The organism is Peribacillus sp. Bi134 (assembly GCF_918698065.1).
Classification (GTDB): Bacteria; Bacillota; Bacilli; order Bacillales; family DSM-1321; genus Peribacillus.
This window is the reverse complement of record NZ_CAKKLN010000007.1, coordinates 409,130-425,864: the sequence shown is the minus strand read 5'-3', so window position 1 is coordinate 425,864 and position 16,735 is coordinate 409,130. Positions and strand designations below refer to the sequence as shown.

Genomic DNA, 16,735 nt, shown 5'->3' with positions numbered 1-16,735 from the left:
AAATCAACTGCAACGTTTTTTTAATAAAAAATGGCAGGCAAACTCGCTTTATTTCGAGTATGTCTACAATCTGAAGTGACTCCAAAATGGGGTCATTTTTTATTGGATTCTTTTAACCGAAGCTGAAAATAACGCTCAAATGGAGTTGCATCCGAAGGTGGGAATCGTTTTGTCCGTTAAAAGTTTTCCATTATCCTCACATTAATGCTTAATTGAATGCAGAATGGAAGAAACGAATTCGAGTGAAGCATTCTTATCGTAAATTGTGCCGATTTTTTGTAAAATAAAGAAAGTCGAGTTTTATTTAGGAAAAACAATTAGTTGAAAGGGATAGGGGTAATAATGATTGAAATGAAGGAAACGATATCATCAGGCAACGAAATGACTAAATCCAAAAGGCTGTTGATGGCTCTTATGCTGGGGTCTTTTGCAGCGATTGGACCACTGTCACTTGATATGTATTTACCAGGTCTCCCTACACTGGCAGAGGATCTGAATAGCAGTACGTCTTTAGCGCAGCTGAGCTTGACTGCCTGCTTGTTAGGTTTGGCTTTGGGCCAAATTTATTTAGGGCCTCTAAGTGATGCAAAAGGAAGGCAGACACCGTTAGTCATATCTTTATCCATTTATTGCATTTCATCTCTGTTATGCGCTTTTGCTCCAACCATTGAATTGCTTTTATTATTACGTTTTATCCAAGGTATTGCAGGAGCGGGAGGCATTGTCATTTCAAGGGCCATAGTTCGTGACCTTTTTTCAGGAACGGATTTGACCAAGTTCTTCTCCATGTTAATGCTTGTGAATGGGGCGGCACCGATATTGGCTCCGGTTTTTGGCGGTCAACTTTTGCAGTTCACTTCTTGGCGGGGAGTTTTCATTGTCATATCAGTATTAGGTATCATTATGGTTGCGGCTGCATTTTTTGGGATAAAGGAAACTTTATCGTCTAATCTCAGGAGTGCCGGTGGGGTAAACGATACAATCAGGACTTTTGGGAACTTATTGAAGGATCGTGTGTTTATGGGCTATGCTTTTGCACAAGGATTCATAAGTGCCGCAATGTTCGCTTATATTTCCGGTTCGCCTTTTGTTCTCCAGAACATTTATGGGGTTTCCCCACAGACCTTCAGCCTGATTTTTGCAATAAACGGAATTGGGATCATCATCGCTTCACAAGTTGCCGGGAAGCTTGCTGGGAAGATTAAAGAAGAAAAACTGCTTCAAATGGGATTATGCCTAGCCTTGTTTGGGGGGATATTACTTCTTGCCTCAGTTCTTCTTGAAATGGGGTTGGCAGGAATCTTGGTCGCTTTATTCCTCTCTGTCTCCAGCGTCGGTATTGTCGGTACAACGAGTTTTTCTTTAGCGATGCAAAATCAGAAAAAAACAGCAGGCAGTGCTTCGGCTTTAATAGGCCTGCTTCCCTTCATATTGGGATCACTAATGGCTCCCTTGGTGGGATTAGGTTCAGGTGAGTCACCCTTGCCGATGGGAATTGTGATGGTAAGTTGTCATGTCATCGCCATGTTCGCTTATTTACTCCTTGCCCGTCGCGGATTAAGGCGAGTTGCTTAAAAAGGAAAAAAGCTGAAATCCTGATGTGGATTTCAGCTTTTTCCTTTAAGGGGGTAAGTATGAATCATAAAAGTGATTCTGCTCCATCGATATAAACTTCCGTACCCGTAACATGTGAGGACATGTCTGATGCTAGAAACAATACGAGATCACCGGCTTGTTCGGTAGTTCCCGCTTTCTTCGCCAGGGGCTGGGAGCCTTGCGGATATTCAATGGGAATCGTGATTTTTTTTAAGTTTTCATCTTCCGGGAATGTGTTATCGTGAATGTTCGTATCGATGGAGCCGGGACAAATGGTATTTACCCTGATTTTATATCTTGCCAATTCGAGTGCAGCCATTTTTCCGAAAGCGACTTGACCAGCTTTGGATGAACTATAAGCGGAAAAACCAAAATTCTTGAAATATCGGTTTCCATTGATGGAGCTGTTGATTACGATGCTGCCGCCTGTTTCCTTCATGTAGGGAATGGCGTATTTGATGGTGAGAAAGGTGCCTTTGAGGTTGATGGTATGTGTCTGATCCCAATCTTCTGGCTTTATGTCTTCTATAGGGGCAATCACTCCGTTGATGCCTGCGTTTGCAAATACAAAATCAATTTTTCCAAAATGTTCATAGGCCGTCTTGTAGGCATGTTCAACTTGCTCAGCCTTGGAAACATCCGTTTTAATGATTAAAGCCTCTCGGCCAAGGTTCTCCACTTCTTCCTTCACTTTTTCGGCATTTTCGACTGTACGATCAAAAAAGATGATGTTCGCGCCGTTTTCAGCTAGTTTCAGTGCAGCGCCCCGGCCAATTCCCGATCCTCCACCGGTAATGATGGCAACTTTGTTTTTCATTAATTCTGTCATAAACTTCACACGCTCCTTTTAAGTCTTCTATTCCCAATTTGGGAGTATGTAGAAACATCATGGCAGTGGTAATATAGAAAAATTATAAACGAATATTGCCTAAAAAATCCAATTTAAACAATTGCGGGTGTTCATTATACTTTGTTTTTCAGTGAAATGTCTGTATATTGAGGACATAATTAAGTTAGCTTGAAAGGGGATAGGATGTTGATAAGATTAGGGGTAATAGGTACAAACTGGATCACGGAACGATTTTTGGAGGCTGCTAAGCATGTAGAGGATTTATCTTTAACCGCCGTGTATTCACGTACAGAAGAGAAAGCCAAGGAATTTGCCAATAAATACGAAGTACATACGACTTTTACGAATATAGAAGAAATGGCTGCCAGCGATGAAATCGACGCTGTATATATAGCAAGCCCTAACTCTCATCATTGCCGGCAAGCCGTGTTGTTTTTACAAAATAAAAAACATGTATTATGTGAAAAACCAATGGCCTCGAATGCGGCAGAAGTAAGGGATATGATTGAGGCAGCAAAACAAAATGATGTGCTATTGATGGAAGCGATGAAATCGACCATCATGCCGAATTTCGAAAGTATAAAAGGGAATCTGGATAAAATCGGGAAGATTAGGCGTTTCTCGGGAAGCTTTTGCCAATATTCATCACGCTACGATTCATATAAACAAGGAACTGTGCTGAATGCATTCAATCCGGAATTCTCCAGTGGCTCTTTAATGGATTTAGGCATTTACGTCCTCTATCCACTTGTTGTACTGTTCGGTAAACCCAATAAGGTGCAGGCTTCAGGAACGATGCTTGAATCAGGAGTTGATGGGCAAGGAACGATTCTGCTTTCCTATGATGAAATGGAGGCAGTCGTCATGTTTTCCAAAATTACTGAATCCAATTTGCCATCGGAAATTCAAGGTGAACTTGGAAGCATCATCATTCAGAAAATTTCAGGACCGCAAGCGGTGGATATTCAGTATCGGGATGGAACCACTGAAAATATTTCTGTTAAACAGGATATGCCTACCATGTATTATGAAGCGAAAGAATTTGTTGATTTGATACAGCAGGGGAAAATGGAATCCGATATTAATTCATATTCGAATTCATTGTTGACCATGGAAATCATGGATGAAGCAAGAAAGCAAATCGGCATCGTCTTTCCTTCAGACCGAGGACATGGCCAATCATGAAGGGGAAAAATGGATGTTACTGATAACCCTTAATTGGGTAGAATTCAGTACAGGGATAATTTTATTGTTGGAGGAATGGACATGAATTGCAAAATAAATCGCAATGCAGCAAAGGTCTTACAAAAAATGCTGAGCACTGAAGAAGCCGAAGGGAAAATGATTCGTGTATATATCACCCATATGCATGGTGATCATGCCCATTATGACATGAAGCTGGATACACCGGCAGAGCATGATGAAATCGTCAAAACAGATAAAGAAATCGATATTTTGCTTGATTCACGTGAAGAATTTCTGGATGGTGTCTGGATTAAATATTTTTATGTACCTGAAGAAGGCTTTGAAATCACGAATCCTTCTAAAGAACCGCACGGACATCATCACCACTAAGAGTAAAGGGGGAGGATTGGCATGAATCAAAAATACGAAAAGATTTTTCAACCATATATATTTCCATCAGGGGTAGAAGTGAAAAATCGTATCATGATGGCTCCTATGACCACTTATTCTTCAGATGATCAAGGCGTTGTAACCGATGATGAACTGGCCTATTATGCTGAACGCTCGGCTGGTGTAGGTGCGGTGGTCACGGCATGTGCTTATGTATCTGCTGGGGGTAAGGGATTCCCAGGCCAACTTAGTGCAGATGACGATTTCTTTATCCCTTCCTTGAGAAAACTAGCCGAAACGATTCAGTCCAACGGCTCAAAAGCGATCCTGCAAATATATCATGGAGGCCGGCAAAGTCCGCCGGAATTATTGCCTGATAACCAACCTGTTTCTGCAAGTGCCATCGCTTCCAGCGAGGAAGCACCTGTACCGCGGGAAATGAGTGAAGATGAAATACAAGACATTATTAAGGCATTTGGAGAAGCAACAAGAAGGGCAATCGAAGCAGGATTCGATGGTGTGGAAATCCATGGTGCCAATACGTACTTGCTGCAGCAATTCTTCTCGCCACACTCGAACCGTCGTACGGATAACTGGGGTGGAACACTGGGAAAACGATTGATTTTTCCGCTTACCATTGTGAATGAAGTCGAGAAAACGGTTGCTGAGCATGCGAAAAAGCCGTTTATCATCGGCTACCGCCTTTCTCCTGAAGAAGGCAGCAATCCTGGAATCACATTAAATGATACGGTTCAATTCGTTGATAGATTAGCGAATCAAAACCTGGATTATCTACATATATCGGTAGGCCACTTCTGGAATGGCTCATTCCGCGAGAGTGATAGGACAAAGTCGCGCATCGTCAAAATTTACGATAAAGTAGGTAATCGTATCCCTGTTGTCGGTGTAGGCTCACTGCATACACCCGATGAAGTTGCGGAAGCTATGGAAACGGGTGTCCCTTTTATCGCCCTTGGCCGCGAACTTCTTATGGAACCGCATTGGATTGAAAAAATCAGGTCTGGAAAAGAAGCGGAAATACGGACCACCCTTTCAAAAAAAGATCAGGATGAACTGGTCATTCCAGATCCGCTTTGGGAAAAGTTGATTGGGATAAAAGGATGGCTCCCGGTTGTGGAGTGATTGCCTTGAATATATGCGTAACCCGTCCTCCTTAGGTGGACGGGTTTTTGCATATGTTCATATGAAACTATAAATCAATCATCTTCAGCTAGAAAAAGAGAGGTTGATTCAGCAGAATTCTGGATTTAATCATTCCCTGATAGTAAATACTATCTTTAAGGCTTATGTTTTGCGTGAATTAAAAATTAATATTTGTGCCAATGAATAAAATATATTATTATAAATTTAATAAGAGGGTATGAAATGGAGGGGTATAATTGAAGTTTCCACACGATTTTTTATTAGGAGCAGCTTCCGCTTCTTTTCAAATAGAAGGAGCATGGGATGAAGATGGTAAAGGTATAACGAATTGGGATGTCTTCTCGAAGATACCGGGGAAAACATATGAAGGTACAAACGGTGATGTAGCGATAGACCATTATCATCGTTACAAAGAAGATATTAAATTAATGGCAGAGATGGGACTTGAATCATATCGGTTTTCCATTTCATGGGCACGTATTTTGCCAACCGGTGACGGGGAAATCAATGAAAAAGGTTTGGAATTTTATAATAATGTTATTAATGAATGCTTAAAATATGGGATTGTTCCATTTGTTACGCTGTATCATTGGGATTTGCCTTTGACGCTTGAACAAGATGGGGGATGGACGAATAAGCGAACAGCTGAAGCATTCGTCAAGTATGCGGAGATTTGTTTTCGCGCATTCGGAGACCGCGTCAAACATTGGATCACGTTTAATGAAACGGTTATGTTTTGCGGTTTAGGGTATTTAAAAGGAGCGCACCCGCCTGGAATCCAAAACGATGAAAATAAATACTTTCAAGCGACACATTACGTTTTTTATGCACATGCCAAAGCGGTAGAGGTATACAAGGCACTGAATCATTACGGTGAAATTGGGATTACCCATGTATTCCTGCCAGCTTATAGTATTGATGACAAACATGAGAATGTATTAGCTGCTAGGCATGCCAATGAATATGAAACTTTTTGGTATTATGACCCAATTTTAAAAGGTGAATATCCAGCTTATGTGGTTGAACAATTAAAGGAGAAAGGCTGGACACCAAGTTGGACCGAAGAAGAACTGGATACGCTAAAAAGAAATGCGGGGAAAAATGATTTTATCGGACTCAATTATTACCAGCCCATTCGCGTGGAAAAAAATCGGGAAGCCATTTCAAACATGGAGCATTCAAGAGAAACATCTACTCTAGCTCCAGGAAACCCGTCTTTTGATGGCTTTTATCGGACCGTAAAAATGGAAGATAAAACATATACTAAATGGGGCTGGGAAATCTCACCTCAAGGATTCTTAGATGGGCTGCATATGTTAAAAGAGCGTTATGGTGATATTAAAATGTATGTTACAGAAAACGGACTTGGTGATGAGGATCCGATTATCGATGGTGAAATAGTGGATGTTCCCCGTATTAAATATATTGAGGAGCACTTAAAAGTGATTAAGCGGGCAATCAACGAAGGCATCCATTTAAAAGGATATTACGCATGGTCTGTCATTGATCTATTAAGTTGGTTAAACGGGTATAAGAAGCAATACGGATTTATTTATGTGGATCATCATGATCAGTTAAACCGGAAAAAGAAGCTGTCGTTTCATTGGTATAAACATATTATCGAGACGAGAGGGGAAGAGCTGTAAACTGAAAGAAAACTTATATAGAGCCTTGAGTTTTTATAGAGCGTGTTTTGAGTAATCTTTCTCAAAACATGCTTTTTCTATTGGTCTTTATTCAAGTTTTCCGGTATGGGGAATTAGTCCAAAGTTCAAACCTCCTGATTCGTAGTCTGAATCTCCGGCTTCAAATTAACTAGACTGGAAACATGGTCCCGGATTGTAATATAAATGTAAAAATATGCAAGAAGTTGTAAACAAATGTTAACGTTACTAACAATGTACAGTTTTACGTTTTACTGTATAATGTTGAAGCGTGGTAGAGGTCATGTCAAATAACTTAACATAAGGAGATTACATATGACGATTATTTCTTAGCTTTGAAAAGTCCCCCCGCATGGTTTGTCCCGTTGAAAAAACCTACAAGTCAGATTAATTTTGATCAAGCAACTCCCTCTAAAATGAAAGAAAGTCATTTTTCCTGATGATGGTAGATCCCAACTAAAAAAACGACTAAGGATGTGAGTTTTAAAAAGATGATAAAAGATTCTAGATTTCAAGGGTATAATATGAAGGGTTTTCAAAAGGACGTAACGGCAGGATTGGTCGTAGGTGTTGTGGCCATCCCTTTAGGATTGGCTTTTGCAATTGCTTCAGGCGTCGAACCGATATACGGGTTATATACGACCATCATCGCAGGAATCCTCATATCGATTTTGGGTGGCTCCAAGTATCAAATTGGAGGGCCAACCGGGGCGTTCGTTCCTTTATTATTTGGGATCGTTATGCAATATGGGTATGAAAGCCTGCTAATTGCCGGGTTTTTAGCGGGGATTATGTTAGTCCTGATGGGTCTGCTTAAGTTAGGCAATTTGATGAAGTTCATTCCCCGTCCCGTCATCATTGGATTTACAACAGGAATTGCGATAATAATCTTTTCAGGGCAAATTGCCAACTTCTTTGGTATGAAAGTGGAAAAACATGAAGCGTTCATGGATAACATGAAGGAACTGGTGATTAAAGCAGACACGATCAATCTATATAGTGTGATTGTTGCGATTATATGTTTTGTCGTCATACTGCTGGCACCTAGACTTTTGCCACGAGTGCCAGGACCGCTTCTGGGTTTGCTGATTTCCACAATTGCAGCTTACTTTTTATTTCCCGATAAGGTGGCTACGATTGGTTCTACGTATGGAGCGATTCCGAAAGGTTTTCCGCAATTCCAAGTGCCGGAGCTATCAGTGGAAGTCATTATCACACTCCTTCCCGTTGCTTTTACGATTGCCTTGTTAGGCGGTGTCGAGTCATTGTTATCCGCTACCGTGGCCGATAACATGGGGGGGACCAAGCATGATAGTAATAAGGAATTGGTTGGGCAAGGAATCGCGAACATCGCGACCCCATTCTTCGGGGGGATACCTGCGACAGGTGCCATTGCCAGGACAGCTACCAATATAAAAAGCGGGGCAGCCTCCCCGATGTCCGGAGTCATTCACGGAATTGTCGTTTTACTGGTTTTGCTGGTGCTTTCTCCATATGCAGCGCATATACCTTTGGCTAGCATGGCGCCCATATTGATGTTTGTTGCCTGGAATATGAGTGAAAGAAAGGAATTCGCTCATGTATTGAAAACGAAGACGGCGGATTCTGCGGTTTTGCTAGTCACCTTCCTCGTCACAGTCTTCACTGATTTAATCATGGGGGTAGGAATTGGCTTATTGATTGCCTTCATCACCTTCATTGCAAAAATGAGCCACACGTTAAAAGTCAGGGAAAGAAGTCATGAGATTACCGAGATAGTCCCAATTGATAATTCGGATTCAAAGATCAATGTGTATAACTTGGAAGGTCCCCTCTTCTTTGGTTCGATAGACGTCCTGGAGTCATCGATATTGGAGAACTTGGATAATAAGACGAAAGTGTTGGTAATAAGCATGCGCCGGGTAACATATATGGACACTTCAGCAGAGGCTGCACTATTGGCGATTGTTAATCGCATCGGAAAATATAAGGGGAAATTAATCATTTCCGGAATTCAGCAGCAACCCAAGGAATTGTTACTCAGCACTGGTCTGTATCATAAAATAGATAAACAGCACTTTTTTAATTCGAAGGAAGATGCCCTGTATTTTGCCAAGAAGCAGTTGAAGGGCAATTCGGATAAAGTAGTCTAATAGTTTCATCCTCGAAGTCACCTTTTTGGATAGTTATGTTATAGTATCGTTAACAGTAGATTTTTAAAAGAAGGTGACTATCTGGGTGAATATATATCGGATTGGCCAGCTTGCTGAACTTGCGAATGTTTCGAGAAGAACCATTGACTATTACACACAATTAGGAATGCTGAACTATGAAAAAACTGGGTCAAGATATCGGTATTACACAGAAGATGCTTTAAATCGTCTTCAAATGATTAATCGGTATAAAGAACAGAATATGCCTTTGACTGAAATCAAGGAACGGTTACGAGTCTGGTCTGAAACCACTGTTGATTCTGAGCAAGTGCTCTTGATGGTGGACAAGCTATCTACAGACCTTAAAGGACTGGAGAATGAATTGCTGGAATTAAAGCCTTTATTGGAACAGCTCGATGAACAGCAATTAACATATGCTGCACAACAGCTTTCCGTTCGGGGCAGCTCTTTATTGAGTATCCTTGCCATGCTCGCCTAAGCTTTTGCCAAGTTCAACAAAAAAGACCTGATTGGGTCTTTTTTTGTTAACTGGCCATTTAATGAAAACTTCAAACTCATGAGGATAACCTGACTTTATATACGATAGCGGTACTTTATTTTGGAAGAACGGAGTCTATAGATCTTTTTTCAATAAAGATGAAGGATATAAGGGAATGGAAAAAGAAGAACTTAAGTATCTACTACTATATGAAGAGGTGAAAGGGAATGATTGGATCGATAGTTACGACGGTAAAAGGACATCTTCAAGGTACTATGGAAAACGATATATGCGTTTGGCGTGGAGTCAGGTATGCGAAAGCGCCGATTGAGGGTCTGCGTTTCCTCTCGCCGGAGCCAGTTGATAAGTGGAGCGGTGTCCTGGATGCAGTGGATTTTGGTCCGATTCCCCCGCAGCCGATGGATCGGGCGGTAAGGACAGGAATGACGGGAAATGAAAAAATGGATGAGGATTGCTTGTTCCTGAATATTTGGTCGCCTAGGGCAGATGATAAAAAACGCCCGGTCATGGTGTGGATTCCTGGAGGAGCATACATAACGGGAGCTGGATCCCTTGATATGTACAATGGACATTTACTGGCTAAGAATGGAGATGTAGTCGTAGTAAGCATCAACTATAGGCTGGGGGCACTGGGATATCTGGATTTTTCCGAGTTTGCAGTTGATGGGGAAATATTTGAAACCAATTTAGGTTTACGTGATCAAGTTGCGTCTCTGAAATGGGTTAATGAAAATATAGAAGCGTTTGGCGGCGACCCTGATAATGTTACGATATTTGGTGAATCAGCTGGTGGCAATGCGGTGACGACTTTACTTACTGTTCCTTCAGCTAGAGGTCTTTTTAAACAGGCCATTGCGGAAAGTCCCGCTCCGACATCTGTTTACGGAAAAGGATTTGCGCGCCATTTCAGTGAAAGGTTCCTTGAAATATTGGGCATTGGAAAGGATGAAATCCACCGCTTAAAGACGCTTCCAGTTCAAGAGATTGTCACGGCTTCCTACCAACTCTTGCAGGAAAATTCACAGGCCATGCCGGGCTCATTATCATTTGGACCTGTCGTAGATGGTGACTTCCTGCCCGATTATCCACTAGATTCGATTCGATCCGGAAAAGCAAAGGGAATACCCTTGCTTATAGGAACAAATAGGGACGAAGCGACGTTATTCGACCAGATGGATCCCCCATTAATTCCAACTAATGCGGCGATGATTCAGAAAATGTTCGATAACACTGATCCAGAGGCGAAAGAGCGAATTACGAATGCTTATTTAAACTACCCAGAAAAGGAAGCTGTGCTTGGCATTGGCAGTGATGCGACTTTCCATATTCCCTCGGTTTGGTATGCGGAGGCATACAGCCGCTTTGAAAAAACATGGATGTATCGTTTTGATTATAAAACGGCGGCAATGCGCATAAGTAAATTAGGGGCGACGCATGGTATGGAAATCCCTTTTGCTTTCCAGACTTTTGACTCGGCATTTGGGAAACGGATTGTTTCATATGGTTCAAGGTCAGCTGCCCTGAAGGTTTCCCATAGAATGCAGGGCCATTGGGTCAACTTTGCGAAATATGGAAACCCCAATCCCCCGGAAGGAGAAATCTGGCCGAAATATGATGAAAGAAATCACTACACAATGATTTTTGATAAAAAGGATTATATTGAAAAAGATCCTGACAGAATGATAAGGTTGGCATGGGAAGGGGTAGGGATCTACAAGTGAAAAAAAGTGGCTTGGAAGGAAGCGGGGAGAACAAGGATATCAATAATTTCATGTCAACGAAAGAGTATGCGAAAACGTTGGATCAGGAAGATCCATTAGTTTCTTACAGAGAGGAGTTCTACTTGAGCCCCGGGATGATTTATATGGATGGCAACTCATTGGGACTTTTATCGAAGCGGGCTGAGAAAAGTTTAATGAAGTCATTGGAAGATTGGAAAAAGTATGGGGTCGATGGCTGGACGGAGGGTGCCGAGCCCTGGTTTTACTTTTCTGAGAGATTGGGTGAATTGAGTGCCCCATTGGTAGGAGCTTTAGAGGATGAAGTGATAATGGGAGGGTCGACTACAGCTAATCTGCATCAGCTTGCGGCCACTTTTTTTGAACCGAGAGCTGGCAGGAATAAGATTTTGGCGGATGAAATAACCTTCCCGAGTGATATCTATGCACTTCAAAGCCAGCTCCGATTGCATGGGCTTGATCCTTCGGCACACTTGGTTCAGGTGAAAAGTCGAGATGGTAAATTCCTTGAAGAAGAAGACATCATTGAAGAGATGAACGAGGAAATAGCGTTGATTGTACTTCCGACGGTTTTATATCGAAGCGGACAGATCCTTGATATGGAGAGGTTAACAAAGGAAGCGCATGCGCGTGGAATCATGATAGGATTCGATGCCTGTCATTCCGTGGGAGCCATCCCGCATTTGTTTGACAACTGGGAAGTGGATTTCGCGTTTTGGTGTAATTATAAGCATTTGAATGGCGGACCAGGATGTGTAGCGGGGTTATATGTGAACCGTAAGCATTTTGCAAGGATGCCCGGGTTGGCTGGATGGTTTGGGTCGCGGAAAGATAGGCAGTTCGATATGGAACATACCTTTACCCAGGCAAATTCGGCAGGTGCCTTTCAAATTGGAACTCCCCATATATTAAGCATGGCCCCCCTTTTAGGCTCGCTTGAAATGTTTGCGGAAGCGGGGATAGAACAAGTCCGGAAGAAATCCTTGAAGCTGACTCAATATCTTATGGATTTAGTACATTCGGAATTGACGGGATATGGATTTGAGATTGGGAGCCCAAGGCATGAAGCAAAAAGGGGCGGTCATATCATCCTTGAACATCCAGAAGCTGCAAGAATATGTAAAGCATTGAAACAAGAGGCCATCATTCCCGATTATCGTGAACCGAATATGATTCGTTTAGCACCTGTTGCTCTTTATACCTCTTTTCAGGAAGTCTATGAAACTGTACAGGTGCTTAAGAAGATCATGGACGGCAGAATATATGAAAACTATGAAAATAAAAGGGGAATCATTGCCTAGAATGGGAGCAACATATGGAGAAAAATAAACTGCATCGTGAATTATCATCGAATCAAATCACCATGATAGCCATGGGATGTGCAATTGGCACCGGGTTATTCTTGGGTAGCGGCCTTGCGATTTCAACGGCAGGTCCAAGTGTACTTATCAGCTATGCAATAGGTGCATTCATTGTCCTTCTGCTGATGGGCTGTTTGGCGGAAATGACTGTAGCCTATCCAACATCGGGATCCTTTGGTACCATTGCTGAAAAATATATAAGTCCATTTGCGGGTTTTGTTGTGAGGTATTCATATTGGATAGCGAATGTTCTTGCCATTGGTGTCGAAGTGAGTGCCATCGCTGTTTATATGAAATATTGGTTCCCGGCTGTACCTGGAAGTGTTTGGATTTTCCTTTTTGCTGCACTGCTAATCTATGTAAATGCGACGAGTGTCAATACATTCGGGAATTTTGAGTATGTATTTTCAATGATCAAGATAAGCGCCATTGTCATATTCATTCTACTTGGCGCCTATGTGGTGATTGGCGCAGGACCTTCAAGCGGGATCGGTGTAGAGAACTATGCCAATGATGGAGGTTTTATGCCTTTCGGCTTTTGGGGGCTCTGGGTCGCCATATTCATTTCGCTCTTCAGCTTTTTAGGAACTGAGTTGATTGCGGTGACGGCGGGAGAAGCAAAGGATCCGGATATAGCCGTCCCTAAAGCTTTGAAGGCTACTGTCTTCAGGCTTGCCACTTTTTATGTACTGACTATCGGGATCATGTTAATGATTGTTCCCTGGCAATCTGCCGGTATTGACAAAAGCCCATTTGTTAAGGTAATGGAAATCCTGAATGTTCCCGGGGCATCGGGAATAATGAATTTCATTATTTTAACCGCTGCTTTATCCGCTATGAATAGTCAATTATATGCCTCCACCAGAATGATATTTTCGTTATCCGAGCAAAAGCAGGCTCCAGCCCTATTTCAAAAAGTGAGCAGGAAAGGTGTCCCGGTAAGGGCACTTCTCATATCCACTTTAGGAATATTTCTTGCTGCAGGAGTAAAGGTCCTGCTTCCGGATACTTCATATGCATTCATGATGGGGATATCAATGTTCGGAGCCATTTTAACCTGGTTCATGGTGTTCATTTCCCATTTATATTTCAGGAAGAGATGGGAGAAATCAGGTGGCCGCAAATTACCGGTTAAAATGTATGGATTTCCATATCTAACGATTCTTGGTGCATTACTTTTGTTTGCTTTGACGGTATCTACCTGGTTCACTGGCCCATTTAAAATCGTGCTCCAGTTCGGGGTTCCTTGGCTGATCTTTCTTTGCATCATTTATTTTTTGATGTCGAAATTCAAAAGAAAGTAAAGGGAAAGAGGGATAGTATGGATAAGGGTCCAAGAGATGAACATCGTTTGGAAGAAAGTATGGTAACTGATTTTGAAAAAGATATGTCCTATGGGGACTATCTGCATTTAAATCAAATTTTATCAAGTCAGCATCCACTTTCCGGCCATCACGATGAAATGCTGTTCATCATCATTCACCAAACAAGTGAATTGTGGATGAAATTGATAATCCATGAATTGACTGCGGCAACTGATCATATTGAGGCAGGACATTTGGAGCCTTCCTTTAAGATGCTATCCAGAGTGGCCAGGATCCAACAGCAACTAGTTCAATCTTGGAATGTGCTTTCGACCTTGACGCCATCCGATTATATGGAATTCCGGGAGAAACTAGGAAACTCTTCAGGGTTTCAATCATTTCAGAACAGGTTGATAGAATTTGCGATGGGTCAAAAGAATTCGCAAATATTGGCCGTTTTCCGTCATCAGCCCGAGCTTTATGAGTCGATGATGGCAGCCTTGAATAAACCAAGTATTTATGATGCGGCTTTAGGTGCTTTGGCTGCAAGGGGGCTTCCTATTGATCAATCGGTCCTGAAGAGGGATTGGTCTTTAATTTATCAGGAAAATGCAAGTGTTGAAAAAGCATGGCTGACCGTTTACCGCGATGTGCATAACTACTGGGATTTGTATGAGCTGGCCGAAAAACTCGTTGATATTGGAAGTCAACAACAATTCTGGAGATTCAATCATATGAGTACTGTAGAACGGATCATCGGTAATAAAAAGGGAACTGGCGGATCGTCAGGTGTAAGTTATCTGAAGAAAGTGGTCGAACAGCCATTTTTTCCTGAGCTTTGGACATTAAGGACCAAACTGTAAGCTTTGACTGGGGGGATATCAGGATGGGCAAAATTGGAGTTTATGGATCTTCCTTCGATCCGGTCACGAACGTGCATTTATGGACAGCATCCACCATTGCGCATCGTGCTAAGCTAGACAAGGTGATTTTTTTACCTTGCTCAAATGGCCGTATCGATAAACAGATGAAAACGAGCAATGAACACCGTTGGGAAATGCTCAAGCTGGCAATAGGGGGCAACCCGTTATTCGAAGTCAGTGATTATGAAATTAATGAACGTGCCGGGACGAGTAAACAATATACTTGGTATACGATGGAATATTTTAAATCACGATTTCCAAAGGACGAAGTTTACTTCATAATGGGTGCAGATTTACTTGAAGATATTGATAATCAGGAGCTGCCGGTACACTTACGATGGAAATTCAGGGAAAAACTGATTGCAAATCATAAATTCATCGTCATGGCACGGGATGGGATCGATATGCTGAAAATCATATCCAAAAGTCCATTGCTAAGGAATTATGATGATGGAAATACATTTCACCTTATTGATAAAGGCCTTTCCATGGAAATCAGTTCTACATATATAAGGGATGAATTCGCGATGGGCGGGGAACCAAGGTATTTACTGCCTGATCAGTGTTATCAGTATATCTTGGACAATAGGCTGTATCAAAAAGCATCAGATTCATAATAAGTATTAAAAAGGGCTCGATCTCCCCGTTGGATCGAGCCCTTTTCATGTGATGGAATTCTTAAACTTGCAAAATGTGAATGAATTTAAATGATAGGACACGCAATACCTAGTTGACAACTGGGTTAACTTTGCTTTATGGTAATGATATACAAAAAAATACTTGCTGATCAGAGAACTGAAGGCATACTATCTCCTGAATAATTGAAAGGGAAATAGCATGCCTTTTTTGTTGTAAAAAAGGGGGAAGCTCATGAAAAAGGTAATGTTATTAATAAGTTTGATTTTAGCATTCGGTGTACTTGCGGGATGCAACTCGGAAAAAACGGAAGGCGGCGGGACATCAAAGTCAGTCGAGCTTTTGAATGTATCATATGATCCGACAAGGGAATTGTACCAGGAATTCAATGAAGCGTTCGTGAAGCATTGGAAAGAAGAATCCGGTCAGGATGTAACGATTCAGCAATCACATGGCGGATCTGGTAAACAGGGCAGGGCAGTTATTGATGGATTGGAGGCGGATGTCGTTACATTGGCATTGGCTTATGATATTGATGCCATTTATGAAGCTAGTAATTTGTTAGCGAAGGACTGGCAAAAACGTTTACCGGAGAACTCGACACCATACACATCAACCATTGTGTTTTTGGTAAAAAAGGATAATCCTAAAGGCATTAAAGATTGGGATGATCTGATTAAAAAGGATGTATCCGTCATTACTCCAAATCCAAAGACAAGCGGAGGGGCAAGGTGGAATTACCTGGCTGCCTGGGCTTATGCGGAGAAAAATTTCGATAATGACGAAACAAAAGTGAAGGATTTCATGAAAAAACTTTATCAGAATGTTGAAGTCCTGGATTCAGGGGCACGCGGTGCAACGACCACTTTTGTGGAAAGGGGAATTGGTGACGTATTAATCGCTTGGGAGAATGAAGCCTATTTAACCCTGGAAGAATTCGGTGATGACAAATATGAAATCGTCAATCCTTCAATCAGTATATTAGCAGAGCCACCGGTAGCTGTTGTCGATGAAGTGGTCGAGAAAAAAGGAACAAAGGAAGTGGCAGAAGCTTACCTGGAATACCTCTATACGGATGCCGGTCAGGAAATTGCCGCGAAAAATTTCTATCGTCCGAGGGATGAGAAGGTTCTTGCCGAATATGAAGATCAATTTGCCAATATCGATATGGTGACTGTTGATGATACATTTGGCGGCTGGAAAAAAGCCCAGGAAACACATTTTAATGATGGTGGCACATTTGACGAGATTTATCAACAGCAATAAGCATG

14 protein-coding genes are annotated in these 16,735 nt (G+C 41.8%); 13 read left to right on the top strand and 1 reads right to left on the bottom strand.

Annotated features, from left to right (window positions below; all coding sequences use genetic code 11):
- The first annotated feature begins 351 nt into the window (after nt 1–351).
- Nucleotides 352–1,575, top strand: coding sequence for a multidrug effflux MFS transporter (locus tag LQ188_RS18260; RefSeq protein ID WP_230177707.1), 1,224 nt, complete (start codon nt 352–354; stop codon nt 1,573–1,575).
- Nucleotides 1,576–1,639: 64 nt separating this feature from the next.
- Here the strand turns inward: LQ188_RS18260 and LQ188_RS18255 are convergent, their stop codons facing one another.
- Complete coding sequence (locus tag LQ188_RS18255; protein ID WP_101224066.1) at nt 1,640–2,425, bottom strand: SDR family NAD(P)-dependent oxidoreductase; 786 nt, start codon at nt 2,423–2,425, stop codon at nt 1,640–1,642.
- A 207-nt stretch (nt 2,426–2,632) separates the two neighbouring features.
- Here LQ188_RS18255 and LQ188_RS18250 point away from each other — a divergent pair, with 207 nt between their 5' ends.
- The 12 genes from LQ188_RS18250 to LQ188_RS18195 all read left to right on the top strand — a co-directional run bounded on the left by LQ188_RS18250 (nt 2,633) and on the right by LQ188_RS18195 (nt 16,730).
- On the top strand, nt 2,633–3,631 hold the full coding sequence (locus tag LQ188_RS18250; protein WP_230177706.1) for a Gfo/Idh/MocA family oxidoreductase: 999 nt from the start codon (nt 2,633–2,635) through the stop codon (nt 3,629–3,631).
- Nucleotides 3,632–3,712: 81 nt separating this feature from the next.
- Nucleotides 3,713–4,021: a heme biosynthesis protein HemY gene (locus LQ188_RS18245; protein ID WP_101224065.1), complete on the top strand. Its 309-nt coding sequence runs from the start codon at nt 3,713–3,715 to the stop codon at nt 4,019–4,021.
- A 21-nt stretch (nt 4,022–4,042) separates the two neighbouring features.
- Nucleotides 4,043–5,164, top strand: a complete 1,122-nt coding sequence (locus tag LQ188_RS18240; protein ID WP_230177668.1) for an NADH-dependent flavin oxidoreductase — start codon at nt 4,043–4,045, stop codon at nt 5,162–5,164.
- 257 nt (nt 5,165–5,421) lie between these two features.
- Nucleotides 5,422–6,831, top strand: coding sequence for a glycoside hydrolase family 1 protein (locus tag LQ188_RS18235; protein WP_101224063.1), 1,410 nt, complete (start codon nt 5,422–5,424; stop codon nt 6,829–6,831).
- A 509-nt stretch (nt 6,832–7,340) separates the two neighbouring features.
- Complete coding sequence (sulP, locus tag LQ188_RS18230) at nt 7,341–8,981, top strand: sulfate permease (RefSeq protein ID WP_101224062.1); 1,641 nt, start codon at nt 7,341–7,343, stop codon at nt 8,979–8,981.
- 85 nt (nt 8,982–9,066) lie between these two features.
- Nucleotides 9,067–9,480: a MerR family transcriptional regulator gene (locus tag LQ188_RS18225; protein ID WP_230177667.1), complete on the top strand. Its 414-nt coding sequence runs from the start codon at nt 9,067–9,069 to the stop codon at nt 9,478–9,480.
- A 227-nt stretch (nt 9,481–9,707) separates the two neighbouring features.
- Complete coding sequence (locus tag LQ188_RS18220; protein WP_230177666.1) at nt 9,708–11,222, top strand: carboxylesterase/lipase family protein; 1,515 nt, start codon at nt 9,708–9,710, stop codon at nt 11,220–11,222.
- A 50-nt stretch (nt 11,223–11,272) separates the two neighbouring features.
- Complete coding sequence (gene kynU / locus LQ188_RS18215) at nt 11,273–12,541, top strand: kynureninase (RefSeq protein ID WP_230177705.1); 1,269 nt, start codon at nt 11,273–11,275, stop codon at nt 12,539–12,541.
- A gap of 14 nt (nt 12,542–12,555) precedes the next feature.
- Nucleotides 12,556–13,905: an amino acid permease gene (locus tag LQ188_RS18210; RefSeq protein WP_101224059.1), complete on the top strand. Its 1,350-nt coding sequence runs from the start codon at nt 12,556–12,558 to the stop codon at nt 13,903–13,905.
- A gap of 17 nt (nt 13,906–13,922) precedes the next feature.
- On the top strand, nt 13,923–14,768 hold the full coding sequence (gene kynA, locus LQ188_RS18205; protein WP_230177665.1) for a tryptophan 2,3-dioxygenase: 846 nt from the start codon (nt 13,923–13,925) through the stop codon (nt 14,766–14,768).
- A gap of 23 nt (nt 14,769–14,791) precedes the next feature.
- Entirely contained in the window at nt 14,792–15,445 is a 654-nt protein-coding gene (nadD, locus tag LQ188_RS18200; protein ID WP_101224057.1) for a nicotinate (nicotinamide) nucleotide adenylyltransferase, read from the top strand.
- 253 nt (nt 15,446–15,698) lie between these two features.
- The gene (locus LQ188_RS18195) at nt 15,699–16,730 is read left to right on the top strand and encodes a sulfate ABC transporter substrate-binding protein (RefSeq protein WP_101224056.1); all 1,032 of its coding nucleotides are present in this window, start codon (nt 15,699–15,701) and stop codon (nt 16,728–16,730) included.
- Nucleotides 16,731–16,735: the final 5 nt, after the last annotated feature.

Bases quoted from the DNA above. Each gene is read 5' to 3' on its own strand.
- LQ188_RS18245 (WP_101224065.1), top strand. From the start codon at position 3,713: ATGAATTGCAAAATAAATCGCAATGCAGCAAAGGTCTTACAAAAAATG.
- LQ188_RS18210 (WP_101224059.1), top strand. From the start codon at position 12,556: ATGGAGAAAAATAAACTGCATCGTGAATTATCATCGAATCAAATCACC.
- LQ188_RS18220 (WP_230177666.1), top strand. From the start codon at position 9,708: ATGATTGGATCGATAGTTACGACGGTAAAAGGACATCTTCAAGGTACT.
- nadD (WP_101224057.1), top strand. From the start codon at position 14,792: ATGGGCAAAATTGGAGTTTATGGATCTTCCTTCGATCCGGTCACGAAC.
- LQ188_RS18255 (WP_101224066.1), bottom strand. From the start codon at position 2,425: ATGACAGAATTAATGAAAAACAAAGTTGCCATCATTACCGGTGGAGGA.
- kynU (WP_230177705.1), top strand. From the start codon at position 11,273: ATGTCAACGAAAGAGTATGCGAAAACGTTGGATCAGGAAGATCCATTA.
- LQ188_RS18195 (WP_101224056.1), top strand. From the start codon at position 15,699: ATGAAAAAGGTAATGTTATTAATAAGTTTGATTTTAGCATTCGGTGTA.
- LQ188_RS18260 (WP_230177707.1), top strand. From the start codon at position 352: ATGAAGGAAACGATATCATCAGGCAACGAAATGACTAAATCCAAAAGG.
- sulP (WP_101224062.1), top strand. From the start codon at position 7,341: ATGATAAAAGATTCTAGATTTCAAGGGTATAATATGAAGGGTTTTCAA.
- kynA (WP_230177665.1), top strand. From the start codon at position 13,923: ATGGATAAGGGTCCAAGAGATGAACATCGTTTGGAAGAAAGTATGGTA.
- LQ188_RS18240 (WP_230177668.1), top strand. From the start codon at position 4,043: ATGAATCAAAAATACGAAAAGATTTTTCAACCATATATATTTCCATCA.